This window comes from Streptomyces sp. XD-27, assembly GCF_030553055.1.
Classification (GTDB): Bacteria; Actinomycetota; Actinomycetes; order Streptomycetales; family Streptomycetaceae; genus Streptomyces.
Window position 1 is genome coordinate 3525339 of the sequence record NZ_CP130713.1, and the last position, 22755, is coordinate 3548093.

Genomic DNA, 22755 nt, shown 5'->3' on the forward strand with positions numbered 1-22755 from the left:
GGGCCGGGGTCCGGTGCGCGCCCCCGGATCCCCCGTCGGATCCCCGCCGGATCCCCCGCCGGATCCCCCGCCGAAATTCGTTCGCCCGCCCGCCACCCGCTGGCTAGAATCGCCGCTCTTGCCCGCCTCCCACCTGGCTCGGTCAGTCCTGCCCGGGGAGAGCCACCGACCGGACGGAAACCGGTCGGCTCGTCTCAGCACCTTCGTCCCGTGGACCCGCCGGAGGCCCCGCCGTGCCCTCGCACGCCCCTGACCAGCAAGATCAGCACGATCAGTCCGACCAGCGCGCGGCGTCCGACGCCCTGGCGCGCGAGCGCGCCCACCTCGCCGCCTCCCGCGCCGCGCTGCGCGCCATGCGCGCGGACGTCGAGGCACTCGACATCACCGATGTCACCGCGAACTGGGTCAACGCGGAGGTCCTCCAGCGCCAGATCGACGAGCGGATCAAGGCGCTCGCCGATCTCGCGCACACCCCGTTGTTCTTCGGGCGCCTGGACTATCTGCACGCCCCGGGCGCGGATCAGGCGGAGGGGGCGGAGGGGGAGCAGTTCTATATCGGGCGGCGGCACGTGCACGACGCCGGCGGCGACCCGATGGTGATCGACTGGCGCGCGCCGGTCTCCCAGCCCTTCTACCAGGCGTCCAAGAAGCAGCCGATGGACATCGCGCTGCGCCGCCGGTTCGGCTACACGGGCGGGGAGTTGACGGCGTACGAGGACGAGCACCTCACCGACCCGGGCGAGGGCGAGCGGACCAGCAGGCTGCTCCAGTCGGAGATCGAGCGCCCGCGCGTCGGCCCGATGCGGGACATCGTGGCGACGATCCAGCCGGAGCAGGACGAGATCGTGCGGGCCGGGGTCGGCGGCACGGTGTGTGTCCAGGGGGCGCCGGGTACCGGGAAGACCGCGGTGGGCCTGCACCGGATCGCGTATCTGCTGTACGCGCACCGGGAGCGGCTGGCCCGCACCGGCACGCTGGTGATCGGGCCGAACCGGTCCTTCCTCCAGTACATCGAGCAGGTGCTGCCCGCCCTGGGCGAGTTGCAGGTCAAGCAGGCCACGGTCGACGACCTGGTGGCGCGCGAGGGCGTCACGGTGCGCGGCGCGGACGACGCCGAGGCGGCCCGGATCAAGGGCGACGCGCGGATGGCGGAGGTGCTGCGGCGGGCGGTGCGGTCGCATGTGGCGATGCCGGTGGAACCGGTGGTCGTGGTGCGCGGCTCACGCCGCTGGCGGGTTCCGGCGTACGAGTTGGAGGAGATGGTCGGCGAGCTGCTCGCCCGCGACATCCGGTACGGAGCGGCCCGTGAGGCGCTGCCGCAGCGGATCGCGCACGCCGTGCTGTCGCGGATGGAGCAGGCGGGCGAGGCACCCGACGACCGGGTGCAGGACGCCGTGGCGCGCAACGCGGCGGTGAAGGCCGCGGTCAAGGAGATCTGGCCGCAGGTCGATCCGGCCAAGCTGGTGCTACGGCTGCTGTCGGACGCGGACTTCCTGGCGGAGCACGCGGAGGGCCTGCTGTCCGCCGACGAGCAGAAGGCGATCGTCTGGGCCAAGCCCGCCCGGAGCGTGAAGTCGGCGAAGTGGTCGGCGGCCGACGCGGTTCTGATCGACGAGGCCGCCGACCTGGTCCAGCGCACGCCGTCGCTGGGCCATGTGGTGCTGGACGAGGCGCAGGATCTGTCGCCGATGCAGTACCGGGCGGTGGGCCGCCGCTGTACGACGGGTTCGGCGACGATCCTCGGCGACCTGGCGCAGGGCACCACGCCGTGGGCCACGGACAGTTGGGAGCAGGCGCTGTCCCATCTGGGCAAGCCGGAGGGCCTGGTCGAGGAGCTGACCCAGGGCTTCCGGGTGCCGCGCGAGGTGATCGCGTACGCGTCGCGGCTGCTGCCCGCCATCGCGCCGGGCCTGCGGGAGGCGACGTCGATCCGCGAGGCGGCGGGCGACTTCTCGGTCCGGGCGGTGGCCGTGGCGGCGCTGGACGCGGAGGTGGTGGCGGCGTGCCGCCGGGCTCTGGCGCACGAGGGCTCGATCGGTCTGATCGCGGCGGACGCGCGGATTCCGGCCCTGGCGGAGGCGCTGGCGGAGGCGGGGCTGCCGTATCTGGCCCCGGGCGAGGAGACGACGGCCGACTCGCGGCTGACGCTGGTCCCGGCGACGCTGGCGAAGGGGCTTGAGTACGACTACGTGGTGCTGGACGAGCCCGCGGCCGTGGTCGACGGCGAACCGGACGAACGGACCGGGCTGCGGCGGCTGTACGTGGCGCTGACGCGGGCGGTGTCGGGGCTGGCGGTGGTGCACGCGGCACCGCTGCCGGAGCGGCTCGCCTAGGAGGCGGCGCCGCCGAGGGGCGTCAGCAGGGCGTCGAGGAGGCCGGGGAACCGGGCGTCGAGGTCGGCGCGGCGCAGCCGCACGTAGCGGTTGCGGCCGGCGACCCGCGTCGAGGTGATCCCGGCCTCGCGCATGACACGCATGTGGTGCGAGACGGTCGACTTGTGGAGCCGTTCGAGGCCGAGTTCGCAGGTGTCGCAGCTGTGTTCCGCGCCGTCGGCGTAGACGGCGAGGAGCTGGAGGCGTACGGGGTCGCCGAGGGCGTGCAGCACCTTGACCAGCTCGATGTCGCCGGTGTCCGGCTGCGGCAACCGCTCATCCACCACGGCGTCCTCCTCTGTCCCTGCCCGTGTCCGCGCCACTGCCCTGCCGGGGAACTGTTTGACGAACTGTTTGACAATCATCCACCAATCTCTATTGTTTGACGAGCGTCCAACAGATTTGCGCTGCCTCGGGAAGGGAACCCGTGCGTCTCCGCCTGCTCCTGCTCGCCCTCGGCACGTTCGCCGTCGGCACCGACACGATGGTCACGGCCGGGATCCTCGGCCTGGTCGCCCGCGACCTGGACGTCTCCGTCCCGGCCGCCGGCCAGATGGTGACGGTCTTCGCCCTGTCCTACGCGCTTCTGGCGCCCGTACTCGCGGCCCTGACCTCCCGCTGGCCGCGCCGCCGCCTGCTGCTCACCGCGCTCACGGTCTTCACGGCGGGCAACGCGCTGAGCGCGCTCGCGCCCACGTATGAACTCCTCCTGGCGACACGGGTCCTGGCCGCGGCCGGGGCGGCGCTCTACACCCCGACCGCCAGCGCCGTCGCCACGGCGATCGTCCCGCCCGAACGCCGCGGCCGGGCACTCGCGACCATCCTCGGCGGCATGACGGTGGCCACCGCGCTCGGCGTCCCGCTGGGCACCTGGCTCGGGCGCGGCGACTGGCGGCTGACCATGTGGCTGGTGGTCGTGCTCGGCGCGGTTGCCTTCGCCGGCCTCGCCCTGCTCCTGCGCGAGCTGCCCGCGCCCGCTGCCGCGCCCAGCCTGCGCGAGAGGCTGACCCCGCTGCGCGACCGCCGCGTCCTGGGCGCCGCCGCCACGACGTTCGTGTACTTCCTCGCCTTCAACTCCGTCTACATCTACCTGGCCACGGCCATGCGTCCGGCGACCGGCGGAGACTCGGGCCGACTGAGCCTGATCCTGCTGGCGTCGGGCATCGCGTCGGTGGCGGGCACGTGGATCGGCGGGCGTGCGGTGGACCGCCTCGGCGTACGGACCGTCCTACTGACCGGAAGCGCCGTAGCGGCGGCGGCCTTCACCTCCCTGCCGTGGGCCGCGCAGTCGATGCCGGGCGCGCTGGTGTACGCGGTACTGGCCCCCATCGCGGGCTGGTCGGTCTCCATCGCCCTCCCCCACCGCCTGGCCTCCCTGGCCCCGGCCAACGCCCCACTCCTCCTCTCCCTCAACAGCAGCGCCCTGTACCTCGGCATGGCCGCGGGCGGCGCCGCGGGCAGCGCCTCCATCGCCCTGCTCGGCGACCGCTGGTTCCCACTGGCGGCGGGAGTCCTGGCGCTGGCGGCGGCGGGGATGGCCGCGGTGACGACGCGCACGCGCCGCGCCGGGGCATCGGCCCCCGGCGCGGAGGCGTCCGGAATTCACGACCGCCCCCAGCCGCCCCGCGTACCGGCGTGAGAGCCGTCAGCGGCGATTGCGCGGATGGTTCCGCGCCGTGCGCTCGTTGCCGTGCTTGTACGCGCCGGTCCAGCGGGCCATCACCAGCTGCGGATCGCCTGCTGCCGCCTCCGCGAGGAACTGCTCCGCGCGAGCGCCGCGCAGCGTCCCGGCGGCACGGCTGTGATGGGTGATGGCAACGGTGCCGTCGGCGCGCTGCGTGTAGGTGAATCCATGGGGTCGGGGCATGGCCGGGATGCTAAGCCGGGCGAACCGGCCACCGGTACCGGATTTCCGCCCGGTGGCGGCGGTCATGACGAATGCCATGCAGCGGGCCAGGTGGGAGGCGCGGCAAGGGCCGCGGCGATGGTCAACGCGTCCGCGCCGCAGTCGGGTTCGTCAGCAGGCCGCGCGCCAGCGCCGCCTGAATCGCCACGAGGCCGCGCACGACCGGAACCGCCGTCGCCAGCAGCACCACGCCTATGCCGGTGTTGAACGCGATGTCGGCCAGCCGGGAATCGACGCCGAACATCAGGTCCAGCAGCCCCGCCTCGTCATCGTCGCGCGGTATCGACCACGACCACGCGCCGTAGAGCAGCTCACCGAGGCCGCCGACCGTCCACGTGAGCGCTATGCAGAAGGACGCGACCCGAAGCGGGAAGGCCACCAGCATGTGGGCCAGATCGCGCCAGGACTGCGGATCGCGCAGCGCGCGCAGCCACGCCGCGGGCCCCGCGCCGCCGTCCCGCGGCCGGTAGGAGTGCGCCGGCAGCGCGCGGCCCGTGGCCGCCTCGACCTGTCTGCGCTCCACTCGGGCGAAGGCGCGCGCGGCGGCCAGGGCCGCGACCAGGATCGGCAGCCCGAGCACGACGGCGAAGCTCGCCGCTCCGGCCGTGAAGCCGGTCACCGCGATCACGAACGCGGCTATGCCCACCGGCAACCCGGCCAGCAGATAGCCCAGTTGGCGGCCGAAACGGCCGACGCGGCCGACGTCACCGGCCCCGTGTGCGGTCGGCTCGTAGGCGCGCGGCGCCATGAGCGGCGGTGTCATCTCGGTCATGGCCCCAACGATCCTCCGCCCCGCGGGCCGTGCCCATCCGGCCAGCCCGCCGATCCGGGGTGGAGCTAGCCCCACCCCTCGGCCGGGACGGGTGCGTCCAACGCCTCGCGCCACTCCCGTACCGCCGCCGCGTCGACCGGGCCCGACCAGCCCGCCGGGCGGCTCGCTCCGCCGATGTGGAAGGCGTCGACCCCGGCCGCGCGCAGCGCGGGCAGGTGGTCCAGGCGGAGGCCGCCGCCCGCCATGATCCGGGGCGCGTAGCCGGGCTCCGGCTCCGGCCGCTCCGCGCCCCGCGCCGCCTCCGCCAGGAGGGTCGGCATCCCGTCGTCCACACCGGCCGCCGAGCCCGCCGTGAGGTACGTGTCCAGGCCCGGCAGGTCCGCGACCTGCTTGCGCAGCGCGTCGCGGGCCGCGGCGCGGTCGATGGCGCGGTGGAACGTCCACCGGCTGTCGCCGCCGTGCGCGCCGGCTCCGATGGCCTCGGTCAGCGCCGTGAGCGCCGCCAGATCCGGCTGCCCGTCGAGGGTCAGGAAGCCGAGGACGAACTCGTCCGCCCCCTCCTCGCGCAGCTCCCGCGCCGCCCCGCACAGCGCGTCGAGGGCCGCGGCGCCACCCGCCGCGAAGCCGTCGGTGGCGCGCAGCATGACGCGCAGCGGGAGGTCCACGGCGGCACGGATCGCCGCGAAGGTCTCGCGGCGCGGGGTGAGGCCGTCGGCGGCCATGTCGGTGACCAGTTCGAGGCGGTCCGCCCCACCGGCCTGCGCCGCGACGGCGTCCTCCGCGTCGAGCGCGATCACCTCGAGAATTGGTCTAGACATGTACCACAGCCTGCCATACTCGCACGCGCACGGGAACACAGCCCCACCTCGGCGAACAACAGCCCCACCTCGGCGAACACCCGAACGGCCGAGGCCGCACAACAAGCCCGCACCGCACAACGAGCCCGCAAAGCCGCACCGGCGGGCCCCCGGCAGCGGAACAATGACTTCATGGCCACGCCCCACCCCCGCCACCCCGCCCACGAGGCGCTCCTCGCCCGCTGGACCGACCTGCTGAACAGCGCCCGCGACGGCGAGCCGGGCCCGGACCCCCGCCCGTACGGCGAGGACCTGCTCACCCGCTGGGCCGAACCCCAGCGGCACTACCACACCACCACGCACCTGCTGGCCGTCCTCGACCGCATCGACATCCTGTCCGCGCACGCCGCCGAACCCGACACCGTCCGCCTCGCCGCCTGGTTCCACGACGCCGTCTACCTCCCCGAACGCTCCACCAACGAGGAGCGCAGCGCCCGCCTCGCCGAGCGCGCCCTCACCGAGGCCGCGCTCCCCGAGCCGCGCGTCCGCGAGGTGAGCCGCCTGGTCCTCCTCACCCTCAGCCACGACCCGGACCCGGGCGACACCAACGGCGAGGCCCTGTGCGACGCGGATCTGGCGGTACTGGCCGGCTCCCCGCAGCAGTACGCCACGTACGCGGCCGCCGTCCGCCAGGAGTACGGCTTCGTACCGCACGACGCCTTCCGCGAGGGCCGCTCGGCGGTGCTGCGACAGCTCCTCGCCCTGCCCCGGATCTTCCGCACCCCGTACGGGCGGCAGCACTGGGAGCGCACCGCCCGCTACAACATCACCACCGAGCTGGAGCTGCTGACGATCTGACAGTTCCCGTTCAGTTCTCGTCCGGTTCTCGTTCTCCGACGGCCCTCAAGACCTGACTCACACCATCACGCGGAATGCCGGCACCACATCCCGCGTTGGCACCTGACATGCCCGTCGCCGTGTACGTCCTTGGTCTGTCCGTCTTCGCCCTCGGCACCTCCGAGTTCATGCTCTCCGGGCTGCTCCAGCCGCTCGCCCGGGACATGGGGGTCTCCATCCCGCAGGCCGGGCTGCTGGTCTCCGCGTTCGCCATCGGCATGGTGGTGGGCGCCCCGCTGCTCGCCGCCGCGACGCTCCGGCTGCCCCGCCGCACGACGCTCATCGCGCTGCTCGGCGTCTTCGGGCTCGGGCAGGTGGCCGGGGCGCTGGCCCCGACGTACGCGGTGCTGTTCGCGTCGCGGGTCGTCAGCGCGCTCGCGTGTGCCGGGTTCTGGGCCGTCGGCGCGGCGGTCGCCGTGTCGCTGGTGCCGCCGACCTCGCGGGCGCGGGCCATGGCGGTGATGGTCGGCGGGCTGAGCATCGCGAACATCGCGGGGGTGCCCGCGGGCGCGCTGCTCGGGCAGCACGCGGGGTGGCGGGCCGCGTTCTGGGCGGTGGCCGCGCTGTCCGTGCTCGGCCTCGTCGGTGTGGCGGCGCTCGTCCCCCGTACGGAGGTACCCACCGGCGAGGACCGGCCGCGGCTCCGGGCCGAGCTGCGGATCTACCGCGACCCGCAGGTGTGGCTCGCGCTGGCCACCACCGCGCTCAACGCCGCGGCCGTCTTCTCGCTCTTCTCCTACCTCGCGCCACTGCTGACCGATGTCGCCGGGCTGGCCGAGAGCTGGGTGCCGACCGTGCTCGCGCTCTTCGGCGTCGGCGCGCTGATCGGTACGGCACTGGGCGGGCGGATCGCCGACGCCCGTCCCTTCGGCACGATGTACGGGGGCATCGCGGCCACCGCCGCCGTGCTGGCCCTCCTCGCCCTGGCCGCGCGCCACGCCGTGCCGGCGGTGGGCCTGTCGCTGCTGCTCGGGGTCGCCGCGTTCACCACGGCGCCCGCGCTCAACGCCCGGATGTTCAACGTCGCCGGTGCCGCGCCCACCCTCGCCGGTGCGACCACCACCTCCGCCTTCAACATCGGCAACACGCTCGGGCCGTGGCTCGGCGGCCTGGTCATCGGGGCGGGCTGGGGTTACCCGGCGGTGGCCTGGACGTCCGCCGCGCTCGCCGCGGCCGCGATCGGCACGACCGCCCTCGCCTCCCGGCTGCACCGGCGCACGGAGGCAGCCACCACCTCCCAGGCGCCGACGGCCACCTCCCAGGCACCGGCGGCCGCTTCCCCGGCGCCGGCGGCGGTCCCCGTGCGGTGACGTACGCGGCCGCGGTAAGGCACACCGTCACCGTGACGTACGCGGTTACGGTCACCTACGCGGCCGCGGCTCAGCCGTGCCCCGGCTCCTCCGGAGACTCGCCGTTCGGCCGCTGGTAGCGCGGCCGCCGCAGGCCCGCCGAGACCAGCTTCCGGACCAGCTCCCTGCTCTCGACCTCCACCGCCCCCGCGCGCACCGCTTCCCCGTACAGCTCGCTCGGTACGTCGTAGTGGTCCCGCTCGAAGCCCCGGCGCGGGGCCCCGATGCGGTCGGCGAAGGCGTGCAGTTCCTCGTACGAGACGTCGCTGACCAGGTGCGACCACATCCGGCCGTGGCCCGGCCAGACGGGAGGGTCGATGTAGCAGACCATCAGCTGTTCACCATCCCGGGTGCGGCGCCCAGCGAGCCGACCCGGGCCACCGCGACCGCCGTTTTCCCGCACACCCAGTGCGGGTCGGGCCCCAGCTCCGGTTCGACGTCCAGCGCGTGCGGGTCGCCGCCTTCCACACACACCGGGCACAGCGGCCAGCGCCCGTACCGCTCCAGCAGGGCGTCCTGAACGTCCTGGGCCACCAGGCCCGCCACATACGCGGCGCCCTCAGGCCACTGCTCGACCCACCACCGGCGGTGCGCTATCGCGTCCTCGACCAGCGAGACGATGTCGGCCTGGGCGACCTGGCCCGCCGCGAGGTCGGCGAGCACCAGGGCCCGCGCCGCGTGCAGTGCCTGTTCCAGCTCCATACAGATCATTGTCACGCGGCTCGGCGGGTTGACGCCCCCCGAAGTCCGAAAATACTTTTCATAGATGGCCAGTCCTCTGAAGGAAACTTTCCCTCAGGCGGGTGCCGCCCCGCCCGCTGCCTCCGCCGCGACCCGCACTGCCGCCGCGACCCCCGCTGCCGCCGCTCCCCCCACGCCACCCGCCGCGCTCGCCGCCAAAGTCCGCACCCTCGCCCCCTCCATGACCCGCTCCATGCAGCGCGTCGCCGAAGCCGTGGCCGGCGATCCGGCCGGGTGCGCCGCACTCACCGTCACCGGCCTGGCCGCGCGCACCGGCACCAGCGAGGCCACGGTGGTCCGCACCGCCCGGCTGCTGGGCTACCCCGGCTACCGCGACCTGCGCCTGGCGCTGGCCGCCCTCGCCGCCCAGCAGGCGGCCGGGCGGGCCCCCGCCGTCACCGCCGACATCGCGGTCGACGACCCGATCGCCGACGTGGTCGCCAAGCTCGCCGAGGAAGAACGGCAGTGCCTCGCCGACACCGCCGCCGTCCTCGACACCGGCCAGCTCGAAGCCGCCGTCACCGCACTCGCCGCCGCTCGCCGGATCGACGTGTACGGCATCGGCGCCTCCCACCTCGTCGGCCAGGACCTCGTACAGAAGCTGCTGCGCATCGGGTTGATCGCGCACGCGCCCGGCGACCCGCACCTGGCGGTCACCAACGCCGTCCAGCTGCGCGCCGGGGACGTGGCCGTCGCCATCACCCACTCCGGCCGCACCACCGACGTCATCGAACCGCTGCGCGTCGCCTTCGAGCACGGCGCCACGACGGTGGCGATCACCGGGCGCCCGGACGGCGAGGTGGCCGCCTACGCGGACCACGTCCTGACCACCTCCACCGCCCGCGAGAGCGAGCTGCGCCCGGCCGCCATGTCCAGCCGGACCAGCCAGCTGCTGGTGGTGGACTGCCTGTTCATCGGGGTCGCGCAACGGACGTACGAGTCCGCGGCCCCCGCCCTGTCCGCCTCCTACGAGGCGCTGGCCCACCGGCACGTCCCCCGTACCCGCCGCTGACCCCCGACAGACAGCACCGGAACGACAGACCGCACCGGACCCGTACCGCCGCTGACACCTTCAACAGCACCGGAGAGAGCCGCCGCGTCATGCCTGCCACCCCCACCCCCACCCCCGACCACCACGACCTGCGCACCCAGCTCGACGCCCTGACCACCGAGGCGTTCCGACCCGAACTGGCCGACATCGACCGCCTGGAGACGGTCGAGATCGCCCGCATCATGAACGCCGAGGACGCGGGCGTGCCCGCCGCCGTCGCCGCCCAGCTGCCGCGGATCGCCGCCGCCATCGACGGCACCGCCGCCCGGATGGCGGACGGCGGACGGCTGCTCTACGCGGGCGCGGGCACCGCGGGGCGGCTCGGCGTCCTCGACGCGAGCGAGTGCCCGCCCACCTTCAACACCACCCCCGGCCAGGTCCAGGGGCTCATCGCGGGCGGCCCCGAGGCCATGGTCACCTCGGTCGAGGGCGCGGAGGACAGCAAGAAGCTGGCCGCCGCCGACCTCGACGCCGTGGCCGTCACCGCGCGCGACACCGTCGTCGGGGTCTCCGCCTCCGGCCGCACGCCGTACGCCGTCGGCGCGGTCGAGCACGCCCGGCGCCGGGGCGCGCTGACCATCGGGCTGTCCTGCAACGCGGGCTCGGCGCTGGCCGCGGCCGCCGACCACGGCATCGAGATCGTCGTCGGGCCCGAGCTGCTCACCGGCTCCACCCGGCTCAAGGCCGGCACGGCCCAGAAGCTCGTCCTCAACATGCTCTCGACCATCACCATGATCCGGCTGGGCAAGACCTACGGGAACCTGATGGTCGACGTACGGGCCTCCAACGACAAGCTGCGGGCCCGCTCCCGGCGGATCGTCCGCCTCGCCACGGGCGCGGACGACAAGATCATCGAGGGCGCCCTCACCGCCACCGACGGCGAGGTCAAACCGGCCATCCTCACGATCCTCGCGGACGTGGACGCCGCGACGGCGAACCGCCTGCTGGCCGACTCCCAGGGCCATCTGCGTGCGGCGCTGGCGGCGGCCGGGGCGGCGGGGACGGCCGCGGACCGCTGAACACCCCAGGCCGCTGCCCCCCTACCCCCATATCGATCACGGTAGGGGATCTTTGGCACCCACGTTTGACACCGATCCTCCGGCTACCCGCTCTTGCCGTTGGCTAGAGGCGTGTCGCGGTGCGGACGAGGTCGGCGACGGCTTTGGATCTGCTGTGTGGTGGCCAGGCGATGACGGTCGTGACAGCCGGTGCGTCCGGCACCGGCACCGTCGCATGATCGTCGCGCAGGTGGGCTCGGAGGGACTCGGGCACGACCGCGCAGGCCCGTCCGAGCGCGATCAGCTGGAACAGCTGGGTGTGGTCGCGCACCTGCGGGCCAGGTCCGTCCGGATAGCCCCCGCCCCGTCGAGGCCAGCGTGGCAGGGGCAGGTCCGTCAGGGTGGTGACCTCGGCTATCGACATATGGGGTCGGTTGGCCAAGGGGTGCCCCGCGGGCAGGACCACGACCTGCTGTTCGGTGTGCAGGTCCTCGGTGTCGAGTCCGGCCGTCGTGTCGAAGGGCCGCTGGAGCAGAGCAACGTCGGCACGCCCGTCGCGCAGCAGCCTTTCCTGCTCGCCGGGCCCGCACAGCATCACCTCGACGGCGACCGCGCCGGGCTCGGCGGCGTAGGCGTCCAGCAGCTTCGACAACAGTTCGCTGGACGCTCCGGCTTTCGTGGCCAGCACCACACCGGGCGGTTCGGCAGCTGCGCGGCGGGTGCGGCGCTCGGCGGCTTCGACCGCGTCGAGTGCGGCCCGGGCCTCCCGCAGAAGCACCGACCCGGCCTCGGTCAAGGCGACTGCGCGAGCAGTGCGGTGCAGCAGAACCACTCCGAGCCGCCGCTCGAGCTGCTGGATCGCCCGCGACAGCGGTGGTTGCGCCATGGCGAGCCGCTGCGCCGCCCGCCCGAAGTGCAACTCCTCCGCGACGGCGACGAAGTATCGTAGCTCCCGCGTCTCCACCGCGTCATCGTATCCGGCGCTCACCACGACCGATATCCGTGCGGTATCACCGCCCACCCAGTCGGTCTTGGACGTCCCACCCGAGTCCGCACCACGCTTGATGACGTGAGTGAACAGACGATCGCGCTGGTGACCGGTGCGAACAAGGGAATCGGATACGAGATCGCGGCGGGCCTGGGCTCCCTCGGCTGGCGAATCGGCGTGGGCGCGCGGGATCAACAGCGCCGCGACACCGCGGTGGAGAAGCTGCGCGCAGCCGGGACCGACGCGTTCGGCGTTCCGCTCGACGTGACAGACGACGCAAGTGTGGCCGCCGCGGCCGAGCTGATTGCCGACCGCGCCGGAGGGCTCGACGTCCTGGTCAACAACGCCGCGATCACCGGCGGTATGCCGCAGACGCCCACCACGGTCGATCCCGCGACCGTACGAGTCGTCGTGGAAACCAACGTGATCGGGGTCATCCGCGTCACCAACGCGATGCTGCCCATGCTGCGCGGCTCGGCATCGCCGCGGATCGTGAACATGTCCAGCAGCGTCGGCTCGCTCATCCTGCAGACCACGCCCGCCATCGACATGGGCCCGATTCCCGCTGCGTACTTGGCGTCCAAGACCTTCCTCAACGCCGTCACCGTCCAATATGCCAAGGAACTGAGCGACACCAACATCCTGATCAACTCCGGCTGTCCCGGCTTCACCGCCACCGACCTCAACGGCTTCCAGGGCGTCCGCACTCCCCACCAGGGCGCGGCGATCGCGATTCACCTCGCGACCCTGCCCGACGACGGACCGACCGGCGGATTCTTCGACGACGGTGGAACAGTGCCCTGGTGACAGGCTCACCGGCCCCTGGTAGTCCAGCGGGCGGGTGGCCGGCCGGCTCTTGTCGCGCGGCGCGTGGGATCACGACGGGGTCCGGGACGACGTGCGGGGCGGCGTTCGTGGACCGCGAGCTGTACGTTCCGCGGTCCTGGGCGGACGACCCGGCCCGGTGCGCCGCGGCCGGCCTGCCCGAGTACTGCTGGCAGACCCGCAGCGCCGGGGCCGGTGCCAAGGGACCGCGCTGGTATCAGTGGGCGTACCTGCACCTGGACGAGAGATCGCGCACCTGCTCGCCGTCGCCGAATGACAAATCTCGAACGTCAGCTGGAGTACTGGACCACGGAAGCGTCCCAGGCCGCTGGACCCCCGGACCACGGAAGCATCCCAGGTCGCAGAAACGCCACTGGGGCGGCATCCTCCACGAGGATGCCGCCCCAGGGCTTGCTCAGGACGTAGACCGACAGATGTCGATCAGAAGTCCATGTCACCGCCCGGCATGCCGCCCGGAGCGGCCGCGGCGGCCTTCTCCGGCTTGTCGGCGATGACGGCCTCGGTGGTGAGGAACAGCGCGGCGATCGACGCGGCGTTCTGCAGCGCGGAGCGGGTCACCTTGGCCGGGTCGATGATGCCCTCGGCGATCATGTCCACGTACTCACCGGTCGCGGCGTTCAGGCCGTGGCCGACAGCGAGGTTGCGGACCTTCTCCACGACGACGCCGCCCTCGAGACCACCGTTGACGGCGATCTGCTTCAGCGGGGCCTCCAGGGCCAGCTTCACGGCGTTGGCACCGGTGGCCTCGTCGCCGTCCAGCTCCAGCTTCTCGAAGACCTGGGACGCCTGGAGCAGGGCCACGCCACCACCGGCGACGATGCCCTCCTCGACGGCGGCCTTGGCGTTGCGCACCGCGTCCTCGATGCGGTGCTTGCGCTCCTTGAGCTCCACCTCGGTGGCGGCGCCGGCCTTGATGACGGCCACGCCGCCGGCCAGCTTCGCGAGGCGCTCCTGGAGCTTCTCGCGGTCGTAGTCCGAGTCGGAGTTCTCGATCTCGGCGCGGATCTGGTTCACGCGGCCCTGCACCTGGTCGGCGTCACCGGCGCCGTCCACGATGGTGGTCTCGTCCTTGGTGACGGTGACCTTGCGGGCGCGGCCGAGCAGGTCGATGCCGGCGCTCTCCAGCTTGAGGCCGACCTCCTCGGAGATCACGGTGCCACCGGTGAGGATGGCGATGTCGCCGAGCATGGCCTTGCGGCGGTCGCCGAAGCCCGGGGCCTTGACGGCGACGGACTTGAAGGTGCCGCGGATCTTGTTGACGACCAGGGTCGCCAGGGCCTCGCCCTCGATGTCCTCGGCGATGATCAGCAGCGGCTTGCCGGACTGCATGACCTTCTCCAGCAGCGGCAGGAGGTCCTTCACGCTGGAGATCTTGGAGTTGACGATCAGGATGTACGGGTCGTCCAGGGACGCCTCCATACGCTCCATGTCCGTCGCGAAGTACGGGGAGATGTAGCCCTTGTCGAAGCGCATGCCCTCGGTGAGCTCCAGCTCGAGACCGAAGGTCTGCGACTCCTCGACGGTGATGACGCCTTCCTTGCCGACCTTGTCCATGGCCTCGGCGATGAGCTCGCCGATCTGGGTGTCGGCGGCGGAGATGGAGGCGGTGGAGGCGATCTGCTCCTTGGTCTCCACGTCCTTGGCCTGCTCCAGCAGGGCGGCGGAGACGGCCTCGACGGCCTTCTCGATACCGCGCTTGAGGGCCATCGGGTTGGCGCCCGCGGCGACGTTGCGGAGGCCCTCCTTGACCAGCGCCTGGGCGAGGACGGTCGCGGTCGTCGTGCCGTCACCGGCGACGTCGTCCGTCTTCTTCGCGACCTCCTTGACCAGCTCGGCGCCGATCTTCTCGTACGGGTCCTCGAGCTCGATCTCCTTGGCGATGGAGACACCATCGTTGGTGATCGTGGGGGCGCCCCACTTCTTCTCGAGGACGACGTTGCGGCCCTTGGGGCCGAGGGTCACCTTGACGGCGTCCGCGAGCTGGTTCATGCCGCGCTCGAGGCCTCGCCGCGCCTCCTCGTCGAACGCGATGATCTTGGCCATAGAAGTGGTCCTCCCAGGACTGGGGTGGATTGCTCCGGACCGCGCTGGCGCCCGCGACGGACGGCCTGCCTGCCCCTGCGGTTCCTTGCCCCGCCGGGCCTGCGGGCCTCACCGACCCGGTCCATAGTTGTCACTCTCACTGCCAGAGTGCTAACGCCAATGATTAGCACTCGCCCCCCGAGAGTGCAAGCCAATCGGGGGCGGACGCCCCGCCCGGGCGACCCGCTCCGGGAACGCGGAAGGGCCCGCGCTCCCCTGGAAGCGCGGGCCCTTCCGTACGCTGACGTCAGCGGTCTGCGTCTCGGCGTTCAGGCCGACAACCGGACCATGTCCGCCTGCGGCCCCTTCTGGCCCTGCGAGATCTCGAACTCAACTCGCTGGCCCTCCTCAAGGGTGCGGTAGCCGTCCATCTGGATCGCGCTGTAGTGGACGAACACATCCGCACCACCGTCGACCGCGATGAAGCCGTACCCCTTCTCCGCGTTGAACCACTTGACGGTGCCCTGAGCCATTCCTAACTCCCCTATTACTGGCCCTTGCACAGGACCGCACTCCGCGGACCCGGGTCAGACCTCACCCCCACGGTCAGTGGGAGGTGTGCGCCGGAACGCGTCGACCGCCGCTGAATGTATCTGTCCCAATGCCCAGCGCAACAGGTCAATCGGACGAGAATTCAGGACGCGGGCGAACGTTGATATGTGGAGAATTCCGGGAGATCCAGGGCAAGTCGGGCCGGACATGACGCACCAACCCGGCAATTCGCGCTCACCATTCGCGCACAACTTGACGAGTTCTCATATGCGATCGGCACGGTGCCGGACGAGGATTCGCGCACAGCGTATCGCGGTTCAGAACGCGGAATCACCCCGTCCGCTTTTATCAGGACGGGGTGATTCCGTATGTGTGCTGTTAAGAGACGCGGCGAACGGTCGTCAGCCTCCGGCGACGGCCGGGATGATGGAGACCCCGGCGCCGTCCGGCGTGGGCGCCTCCAGGCCGCCCTCGAAGCGCACGTCGTCGTCGTTCACGTAGACGTTGACGAAGCGGCGCAGCCTGCCCTGGTCGTCCAGGACGCGGGCGGCGATGCCCGGGTGGCTCTCCTCCAGCGACGCGATGACCTCGGCCAGGTTCGCGCCCTCGGCGGTCACCTCGGCCTGCCCTCCGGTGTACGTGCGGAGGATGGTGGGGATGCGGACGTTGACACTCATGCGGGGCACCTTCGGTGAGAACGGGTTGGCGGCGGACTTCGGGCCGGGCGGACGTCAGGCCAGGCCGGCGGCGCGGAACGCGTCCAGGCTCGGGCGGATCGTCGCCGTCGGGCCGGTGGTCGGGGCCACGGCGTCCAGCGTCTTGAGGCCGTCGCCGGTGTTCAGGACCACGGTGGTCAGCGCCGGGTCGAGCTGACCGGTCTCGATGAGCTTGCGCGTCACGCCGACGGTCACCCCGCCCGCGGTCTCCGCGAAGATGCCCTCCGTGCGGGCCAGCAGCTTGATGGCGTCGACGATCTGCTCGTCGGTCACGTCCTCCACCGCGCCGCCGGTACGGCGCGCGATGTCCAGCACGTACGGGCCGTCCGCCGGGTTGCCGATGGCCAGCGACTTGGCGATCGTGGCGGGCTTGACCGGCCGTACGACGTCATGGCCGTCCTTGAAGGCGCGCGAGACCGGGGAGCAGCCCTCGGCCTGGGCGCCGAAGATCTTGTACGGCTTGTCGGCGACCAGCCCGAGCTGGATCAGCTCCTTGAGGCCCTTGTCGATCTTGGTGAGCTGGGAGCCGGAGGCGATCGGGATGACGATCTGGTCGGGCAGCTCCCAGCCGAGCTGCTCGCAGATCTCGTAGGCCAGGGTCTTGGAGCCCTCGCCGTAGTACGGGCGCAGGTTGACGTTGACGAAGCCCCAGCCCTCGCCGAGCGGGTCGCCGATCAGCTCCGAGCAGAAGCGGTTCACGTCGTCGTACGTGCCCTCGATGCCGACCAGGTCACCGCCGTAGACGGCGGCCATGACGACCTTGCCCGCCTCCAGGTCGTGCGGGATGAACACGCAGGAGCGGAACCCGGCGCGGGCGGCGGCGGCGCCGACGGCGCCGGCCAGGTTGCCGGTGGAGGAGCAGGACAGGGTGGTGAAGCCGAAGGCGCGGGCGGCCTCGACGGCGATGGCCACGACCCGGTCCTTGAAGGAGTGGGTCGGGTTGCCGGAGTCGTCCTTGATGTGCAGGGCTCCGGTGATGCCGAGCTCGCGGGCGAGGTTGTCGGCCTTGACCAGCTTGGTGAAGCCGGGGTTCAGGTTCGGCTTGTCCGCGACGTCCGCGGGGACCGGCAGCAGCGGGGCGTACCGCCAGATGCTGTTCGGCCCGGCCTCGATCCGCTTCCGCAGGTCTTCCGCTTGACTGGGCCCGCCGCTCGGCAGGTCGTAGGCGACTTCGAGCGGCCCGAAACACACCTCGCAGGCGAAGATCGGCCCGAGCGCGAAGCGCTCTCCGCACTCGCGGCAGGACAGGGCGACGGCGGGGCCGAGCGAGACAGGGGTGGCGGTCGAGGCGGTGGAGGTTTCGACGGATTGCACAGCCATGGAGGCGAGGCCCTTTCTCCTCATCTTCCTCGGGGCGAGTTTCGCCACGAGACGGAATTGGCACCTTCCCTAGCCGGGAGCCTCGCCACGGATGTGCGAGACCGGCTGGAGGGTTGCCGGGGCTTCAACGGGCCGTATCCCTCTGCCCCTCTGGATGAGCGGTATGGCGCTGGGTTGACCCAGGCGTTTGTCGGCGGACCGACCCCGGCATGCGAGGGCCGTCCACGTTGTTCAAGACTGTAACCGAAGCCTCGGACGCTTGAGATGGTCGTCCGAAGCGCGAGATGGATCAACGAGGCAGCCGGGCCCGCGGCAGCAGGGCCGGACAGGACAGGGAGTCGTTCACGTGCTGGAAGAGGTGGAGCGCTGGCTGGCCCGGCGGTCCTGGACCGCGGCCGACCGACCGCTCGACCAGCTCCTGGCCGCCAAACGCGCCGGCGGCGGCACGGTCAGCGTCGTGCTGCCCGCGCTCAACGAGGAGGCGACGGTCGGCGCGATCGTCCGCGCCATCCGCGGCGAGCTGATGTCCGAGGCGGTGCCGCTGGTCGACGAGCTGGTCGTGGTCGACTCCGGCTCCACCGACCGTACGTCGCAGGTCGCGGCGGCCGCCGGGGCGCGGGTGATCCACCGGGACGCGATACTCCCCCGGATACCGGCACTGCCCGGCAAGGGCGAGGTGCTGTGGCGGGGGCTGTTCGCCACCGAGGGCGACATCGTCTGCTTCATCGACGCCGACCTCAAGGACTTCTCGGCGGACTTCGTCTCGGGGATCGTCGGCCCGCTGCTCACGGAGCCGGACGTGGACTTCGTCAAGGCGATGTACGAGCGCCCCCTGACGCTGTCCGACGGGAGCGCCGCGCCCGACGGGACCGTGGCGCCCGACGGGAGCGCGGCGTCCGACGGGACCGCATCCGGTCGGACGGCGCCCGGCCAGGGCGGCAGGGTCACCGAGCTCGTGGCCCGGCCGCTGCTGAATCTGCACTGGCCGCAGCTGGCGGGCTTCGTCCAGCCGCTCGGCGGGGAGTACGCGGCCCGCCGCTCCCTCCTGGAGCGGCTGCCCTTCCCGGTCGGGTACGGGGTCGAGCTGGGCCTCCTGGTCGACGCGCTGCACACGGTGGGGCTGGACGCGCTGGCCCAGGTGGACGTGGGCGTCCGCAAGCACCGCCACCAGGACAGCCAGGCCCTGGGCCGGATGGCGGCGGCGATCTACCGCACGGCGCAACTGCGCCTGACCCGCGGCCACATGGCGCGCGGGCCCCTGATGCGGGCGCGGCTGACGCAGTTCGACCGGGGGGAGGGCGGATTCGTGCCGCGTACGTCGGCGGTGGACACGGAGGAGCGGCCGCCGATGCGCGACATCCCGGAGTACGCGAGCCGCCGCGCGGCGTAGCCGGTCCCCTCGCCGGGGCGGGGTTCGCCGGCATGGCTCCCGCCTGCCCCCGGGGGTCCTGTCCGCCGGCCCGTCGTCCGTTCGCCGGGGCGGCCGCGGCCGGAGCGCTCGGTCGGGATACCGCCGGCGGGGGCAAGAGATCCGGCTCACGTTTGCGCGCGACAGCGTAGGGCTAGGCTCGCGACATGGCCCCCGACCGCTCAGGCGCCCAGGTCCTCGTCGCGTCCAACCGCGGCCCGGTCTCCTACGCTCCTCGCGAGGACGGTTCGCTCGCCGCCCGGCGCGGCGGTGGTGGGCTGGTCTCCGGGCTCAGCGCCATCGGCCCCGACGCCGATGCCGTATGGGTCTGCGCGGCCCTCGGCGACGGCGACCGGCAGGCCGTACGGCAGGCGCACGGCGGGCATCTGGACCCCGCCGACACCGGCGGCCGGCGGGTGCGGATGCTGGACATCGCGCCCGACGTCTTCGCGGCCGCGTACAACGACGTCGCGAACTCGGTGCTGTGGTTCGTCCACCACCTCCTCTACCAGACCCCGTTCACCCCCGTCTTCGACGAACGGTTCCGGGCCCACTGGGCGGCGTACGAGACGTACAACACCGCCTTCGCCGACGCACTCGCCCAGGAGGCGGCCGACGGCGCCGCCGTGCTCGTGCAGGACTACCACCTGGCGCTCGTCCCGGGCCTGCTGCGCGAGCGGCGGCCGGACCTGCGGATCGGGCACTTCTCGCACACCCCGTGGGCGCCGCCGGACTACTTCCGGCTGCTGCCCGACGACATCGCGGCGCGGCTGCTGCGCGGCATCCTCGGCGGCGACCGGGCCGCGTTCCTCACCGAGCGCTGGGCGGCTGCGTTCGCCGACTGCTGTTCGGCCGTGCTCGGCGCGGAGGTGGTGCGCGGCGGTCCGGAGCCCGTGGTGCGCGACGCGGGGCACGCCACCCGGCTCGGCGTCCACGGCCTGGGCGCCGACGCGGAGTTCCTGCGGCGGCGGTCGCGGGCGGCGGACGTGGACGAGCGGCTGGCCGGGCTGCGGGAGCAGATCGGGGCGGGGCGCAAGAGCATCGTGCGGGTGGACCGCACCGAGCTGTCCAAGAACATCGTCCGCGGCCTGCTGGCCTACCGGCGCCTACTGGACACCCGCCCCGAGTGGCACGGCCGCGTCGTGCACGTGGCCTTCGCCTACCCCTCGCGGCAGGACCTGGCGATCTACCGCGACTACACCGCGCAGGTGCGGCGGGTCGCCGAGGAGATCAACGCCGCGTACGGGACGGCGGACTGGCGGCCGGTCGTCCTGCACGTGAAGGACGACTTCGCGCGCTCGCTGGCCGCGTACCGGCTGGCGGACGTGGCGCTGGTCAATCCGATCCGGGACGGCATGAACCTGGTCGCCAAGGAGGTCCCGGTCGTCTCGGAGGCGGGCTGCGCGCTGGTGCTGTCCCGGGAGGCGGGCGCGTTCGCGGAGCTGGGCGGGGACGCGCTGGTGGTGAATCCCTACGACGTGGAGGCGACGGCGCGGGCGCTGCACGAGGCGCTGGCGATGCCGGAGGGAGAACGCGCCGAGCGGACGAAGCGGCTCGCGGCGGCGGCCACGGCACTGCCGCCGCAGCAGTGGTTCCTGGCGCAGCTGCGGGCGCTGGACGAGCCGTGAGCACGTCGTCGTACGACGGGGTACGGGCAGCGGGGCGGGGCCGGACGGCGGAGCTGGGTTCGGCGGGTTCGGCTGCGGAGCGGGGTGCGCCGGGTTCGGCTGCGGAGCGGGGCACTGGGCGGGGCCTGGGGCGGGCGGCGGCGCCGAGTCCGGCGGCGGAGCCGGGTTCGGAGCGGGCCACGGCGGTGAGTACGGAGCCGGGTGCGGCCGCGGGCGGGCCGCCGGTGCTGAGGGTGCTGACCTGGAACGTGTGGTGGCTGTTCGGCGCGTGGGAGCGGCGGCGCGAGGCGATCGCGGCCGTGCTGCGCGACGCGCGCCCGGATGTGATCGGCCTCCAGGAGGTGTGGGCGCGCGGCGACGAGAACCTGGCGGAGTGGCTCGCCCGGCGCCTGTCCCGGGACCTGGACGACGAGTGGACCTGGACGTGGGCGTCGTCGAAGGTGCCGGGCCGGTGGCGGAAGCGGATCGCGGACGGGGCCGCGGAGACGGCCGAGGTCGGCAACGCGGTGCTCAGCCGGTGGCCGATCGCGGACCGCGCGGTGCTGACCCTGCCGACGGCGGGCGGCGAGGACGAGGGCCGCCTCGCGCTGTACGCCCGTATCGACGCACCCGGCGCACCGGTGCCGTTCTTCACGGCGCATCTGAACCACGCCGTGCACGAGTCGGCGGTGCGGTGCGCGCAGGTGGCCGCGCTGGCGCGGTTCGTCGCCGACCACCGGGGCGGCACGGACTTCCCGCCGGTGGTGACCGGTGACTTCAACGCGCGGCCGGACTCGGACGAGATCCGGCTGCTCGGCGGCCACCGCACCGCACCCGCCCTGCCGGGCCAGGTGCTGGTGGACGCCTGGGAGTACGCGGACCCGGCGGCACCGGCGGCCACCTGGGACCGCGCGAACCCGCACGTGGCCGAGAGCTTCGAGCCCAGTGCCCGGATCGACTACGTCCACGTCGGCCTGCCCGGCCCGGACGGCCTCGGCCGGGTCCGCGCGGTGCGCCGTGCCGGGGACGCCCCGGTGGCGGGGGTCTGGCCGTCGGACCACGCGGCGGTGGTCGCGGACCTGGCGCCGGCGTAGGTCACGCGCCCCGCCGGTCGTCCGGCTCGGTACGACGTCCGCCTGGCTGAACCGCGTCCGAGCGGATTCCCCTGTCCCGCCCCTTCCCGAAACTGGGGGCTCCGCCGCCAGGCCCCCCAAAGGCGAGCCAGGCACAGGCCCATCAGGGTGCGGCCAGGCAAGGTGGCGGCCCGGCGAGGCACGCGGGTGGCAGGGCTGCGTCAGGCGACGGCGTCCGCGAGGGATGTCACCAGGGCCACCACACCCGCCGGGCCGTCGACGATCAGGTCCGCGCGGTCCGCCAGCGCGGTCACCTCGCTGCTGCCGCTGCACACCAGCACCCCGGGCAGCCCCTCCGACCGGAGCCTCTCCACCGCCGCGAACGCCGCCAGGTCGCCGAGGTCGTCCCCGGCGTACAGCACGGTCTCGGCGCCCGACTCCCGTACGTAGTCGCGCAGCGCGGCGCCCTTGTCCGTGCCCGGCGGGCGCAGCTCCAGCACCATGCGGCCCGGTTCGACGATCAGGCCGTGGCGTTCGGCGAGCCGGTGCAGCGGCTCGCGCAGGGTCTCGAAGGCCGCCTGCGGGTCGGCGGCGCGGCGGGTGTGGACGGCGACGGCGCGGCCGCCCTTGTCCTCGATGAACGCCGCCTCGGTGCCGTGGCTCGCCTCGGCCGAGCTGCCGGGCCCCGCCTCGGCACCGTCCAGCACCGTCAGTGCCTCCAGTACCTCCGGCAGCTCCGCCCGCGCCGCCGCGACCCCCGGATGCGGGGCGGGCGCGGTGACGGAGCCACTGACCGCGTCCCAGCGTTCGACGCCGTAGTGGCCGAGGACGACGAGGTGCTCCAGCCCCGGCACCCCGGCGAAGCCCCCGTACCGCACCGCGACCTCGGCCGGGCGGCCGGTGATCACCGCGAGGGAGAGGAGGCGCGGGGCGAGCCGGGCGAGCGCGGGCACGGCACCGGGGTGCGCGCGGGCCTGCTCGGGGTCGGGGACGATGTCGGCCAGCGTGCCGTCGAAGTCCACGGCGACGACGGCCTTCTCCGGCCGCGCCAGCAGCGCGGCGAGACCGTCGCGGCCGGCGGGGGTGGCAGGGACGGGAAGAGGGTGGCTGCTGCCCATGCGGCGACCCTACCCGCGCGGGAACGGGCAGGTGCGGGTTCGCGCCACACGGAGCGCGGAGGGACGTGCGGCGTCGTACGACGCGGGCGCCGTCCGGTGCGGGCGCCGTGTCGACCGGGGAGGCACGTGCGCCGTACGGAGCGGGCGCCGTGCGGGTGCGGGCGCCGTGCGGGTGCGGGCGCCGTGCGGGTGCGGGCGCCGTGCCGAGCAGGCGCCGTGCGG

At 73.2% G+C, this 22755-nt stretch carries 22 protein-coding genes and 1 riboswitch; of the genes, 10 read left to right on the forward strand and 12 right to left on the reverse strand.

Annotation, left to right across the window (positions count from 1 at the left end):
* Positions 1 to 233 precede the first annotated feature (233 nt).
* Complete coding sequence (locus Q3Y56_RS14950; protein ID WP_304462423.1) at positions 234 to 2333, forward strand: ATP-binding domain-containing protein; 2100 nt, start codon at positions 234 to 236, stop codon at positions 2331 to 2333.
* Here the strand turns inward: Q3Y56_RS14950 and Q3Y56_RS14955 are convergent.
* A complete protein-coding gene (locus tag Q3Y56_RS14955) occupies positions 2330 to 2659 on the reverse strand; it encodes a helix-turn-helix transcriptional regulator (RefSeq protein ID WP_304462424.1) in 330 nt (109 codons plus the stop codon). The two genes, Q3Y56_RS14950 and Q3Y56_RS14955, sit on opposite strands and share 4 nt — an antisense overlap.
* Before the next feature lie 140 nt (positions 2660 to 2799).
* On the opposite strand from Q3Y56_RS14955, the gene Q3Y56_RS14960 reads away from it, so the two are divergent.
* The gene (locus Q3Y56_RS14960) at positions 2800 to 4011 is read left to right on the forward strand and encodes an MFS transporter (RefSeq protein WP_304462425.1); all 1212 of its coding nucleotides are present in this window, start codon (positions 2800 to 2802) and stop codon (positions 4009 to 4011) included.
* Positions 4012 to 4017: 6 nt separating this feature from the next.
* Here Q3Y56_RS14960 and Q3Y56_RS14965 read toward each other — a convergent pair whose 3' ends face one another.
* The 3 genes from Q3Y56_RS14965 to Q3Y56_RS14975 all read right to left on the reverse strand — a co-directional run bounded on the left by Q3Y56_RS14965 (position 4018) and on the right by Q3Y56_RS14975 (position 5868).
* The gene (locus Q3Y56_RS14965; RefSeq protein WP_304462426.1) at positions 4018 to 4239 is read right to left on the reverse strand and encodes a hypothetical protein; all 222 of its coding nucleotides are present in this window, start codon (positions 4237 to 4239) and stop codon (positions 4018 to 4020) included.
* A gap of 121 nt (positions 4240 to 4360) precedes the next feature.
* On the reverse strand, positions 4361 to 5050 hold the full coding sequence (locus tag Q3Y56_RS14970) for a sensor domain-containing protein (protein WP_304462427.1): 690 nt from the start codon (positions 5048 to 5050) through the stop codon (positions 4361 to 4363).
* Positions 5051 to 5115: 65 nt separating this feature from the next.
* Positions 5116 to 5868 (reverse strand): copper homeostasis protein CutC, encoded by a 753-nt coding sequence (locus tag Q3Y56_RS14975; RefSeq protein ID WP_304462428.1) that lies wholly within the window; start codon positions 5866 to 5868, stop codon positions 5116 to 5118.
* A 171-nt stretch (positions 5869 to 6039) separates the two neighbouring features.
* Here Q3Y56_RS14975 and Q3Y56_RS14980 point away from each other — a divergent pair, with 171 nt between their 5' ends.
* On the forward strand, positions 6040 to 6705 hold the full coding sequence (locus Q3Y56_RS14980; RefSeq protein WP_304462429.1) for a hypothetical protein: 666 nt from the start codon (positions 6040 to 6042) through the stop codon (positions 6703 to 6705).
* A gap of 107 nt (positions 6706 to 6812) precedes the next feature.
* Positions 6813 to 8054 carry a Cmx/CmrA family chloramphenicol efflux MFS transporter gene (locus Q3Y56_RS14985; RefSeq protein ID WP_304462430.1) on the forward strand — a complete coding sequence of 414 codons (1242 nt, stop codon included), beginning with the start codon at positions 6813 to 6815 and terminating at the stop codon, positions 8052 to 8054.
* Between the two features lie 70 nt (positions 8055 to 8124).
* On the opposite strand, the gene Q3Y56_RS14990 is transcribed toward Q3Y56_RS14985, so the two are convergent.
* Positions 8125 to 8424, reverse strand: a complete 300-nt coding sequence (locus tag Q3Y56_RS14990) for a DUF4031 domain-containing protein (RefSeq protein ID WP_304462431.1) — start codon at positions 8422 to 8424, stop codon at positions 8125 to 8127.
* Complete coding sequence (locus Q3Y56_RS14995; RefSeq protein WP_304462432.1) at positions 8424 to 8795, reverse strand: hypothetical protein; 372 nt, start codon at positions 8793 to 8795, stop codon at positions 8424 to 8426. The genes Q3Y56_RS14990 and Q3Y56_RS14995 overlap by 1 nt, the downstream gene beginning before the upstream one ends.
* Before the next feature lie 64 nt (positions 8796 to 8859).
* Here Q3Y56_RS14995 and Q3Y56_RS15000 point away from each other — a divergent pair, with 64 nt between their 5' ends.
* The gene (locus tag Q3Y56_RS15000; protein ID WP_304462433.1) at positions 8860 to 9846 is read left to right on the forward strand and encodes a MurR/RpiR family transcriptional regulator; all 987 of its coding nucleotides are present in this window, start codon (positions 8860 to 8862) and stop codon (positions 9844 to 9846) included.
* 89 nt (positions 9847 to 9935) lie between these two features.
* Positions 9936 to 10904 (forward strand): N-acetylmuramic acid 6-phosphate etherase, encoded by a 969-nt coding sequence (gene murQ, locus Q3Y56_RS15005; protein WP_304462434.1) that lies wholly within the window; start codon positions 9936 to 9938, stop codon positions 10902 to 10904.
* A gap of 103 nt (positions 10905 to 11007) precedes the next feature.
* Here the strand turns inward: murQ and Q3Y56_RS15010 are convergent, their stop codons facing one another.
* Positions 11008 to 11847 carry a LysR family transcriptional regulator gene (locus Q3Y56_RS15010; RefSeq protein WP_304465618.1) on the reverse strand — a complete coding sequence of 280 codons (840 nt, stop codon included), beginning with the start codon at positions 11845 to 11847 and terminating at the stop codon, positions 11008 to 11010.
* A gap of 105 nt (positions 11848 to 11952) precedes the next feature.
* Between Q3Y56_RS15010 and Q3Y56_RS15015 the strand changes: the two genes are divergently transcribed.
* The gene (locus Q3Y56_RS15015) at positions 11953 to 12678 is read left to right on the forward strand and encodes an SDR family oxidoreductase (RefSeq protein WP_304462435.1); all 726 of its coding nucleotides are present in this window, start codon (positions 11953 to 11955) and stop codon (positions 12676 to 12678) included.
* Positions 12679 to 13137: 459 nt separating this feature from the next.
* Here Q3Y56_RS15015 and groL read toward each other — a convergent pair whose 3' ends face one another.
* The 4 genes from groL to thrC form a co-directional block, all read right to left on the reverse strand.
* Positions 13138 to 14760, reverse strand: coding sequence for a chaperonin GroEL (groL, locus tag Q3Y56_RS15020; RefSeq protein ID WP_304462436.1), 1623 nt, complete (start codon positions 14758 to 14760; stop codon positions 13138 to 13140).
* Between the two features lie 308 nt (positions 14761 to 15068).
* Entirely contained in the window at positions 15069 to 15272 is a 204-nt protein-coding gene (locus tag Q3Y56_RS15025; protein ID WP_004929928.1) for a cold-shock protein, read from the reverse strand.
* A 420-nt stretch (positions 15273 to 15692) separates the two neighbouring features.
* Positions 15693 to 15968, reverse strand: a complete 276-nt coding sequence (locus Q3Y56_RS15030) for a MoaD/ThiS family protein (protein WP_304462437.1) — start codon at positions 15966 to 15968, stop codon at positions 15693 to 15695.
* Between the two features lie 54 nt (positions 15969 to 16022).
* Complete coding sequence (thrC, locus tag Q3Y56_RS15035; protein ID WP_304462438.1) at positions 16023 to 17327, reverse strand: threonine synthase; 1305 nt, start codon at positions 17325 to 17327, stop codon at positions 16023 to 16025.
* Between the two features lie 17 nt (positions 17328 to 17344).
* Positions 17345 to 17488, reverse strand: a riboswitch (SAM riboswitch).
* A gap of 185 nt (positions 17489 to 17673) precedes the next feature.
* Here thrC and Q3Y56_RS15040 point away from each other — a divergent pair.
* The 3 genes from Q3Y56_RS15040 (at position 17674) to Q3Y56_RS15050 (ending at position 21436) form a co-directional block, all read left to right on the forward strand.
* Positions 17674 to 18717 (forward strand): glucosyl-3-phosphoglycerate synthase, encoded by a 1044-nt coding sequence (locus Q3Y56_RS15040; protein WP_304462439.1) that lies wholly within the window; start codon positions 17674 to 17676, stop codon positions 18715 to 18717.
* 185 nt (positions 18718 to 18902) lie between these two features.
* Positions 18903 to 20363, forward strand: coding sequence for a trehalose-6-phosphate synthase (locus Q3Y56_RS15045; RefSeq protein ID WP_304462440.1), 1461 nt, complete (start codon positions 18903 to 18905; stop codon positions 20361 to 20363).
* A 227-nt stretch (positions 20364 to 20590) separates the two neighbouring features.
* Positions 20591 to 21436 (forward strand): endonuclease/exonuclease/phosphatase family protein, encoded by an 846-nt coding sequence (locus Q3Y56_RS15050; protein ID WP_304465619.1) that lies wholly within the window; start codon positions 20591 to 20593, stop codon positions 21434 to 21436.
* Between the two features lie 200 nt (positions 21437 to 21636).
* On the opposite strand, the gene Q3Y56_RS15055 is transcribed toward Q3Y56_RS15050, so the two are convergent.
* Positions 21637 to 22533, reverse strand: a complete 897-nt coding sequence (locus Q3Y56_RS15055; protein ID WP_304462441.1) for a trehalose-phosphatase — start codon at positions 22531 to 22533, stop codon at positions 21637 to 21639.
* Between the last annotated feature and the right edge of the window lie 222 nt (positions 22534 to 22755).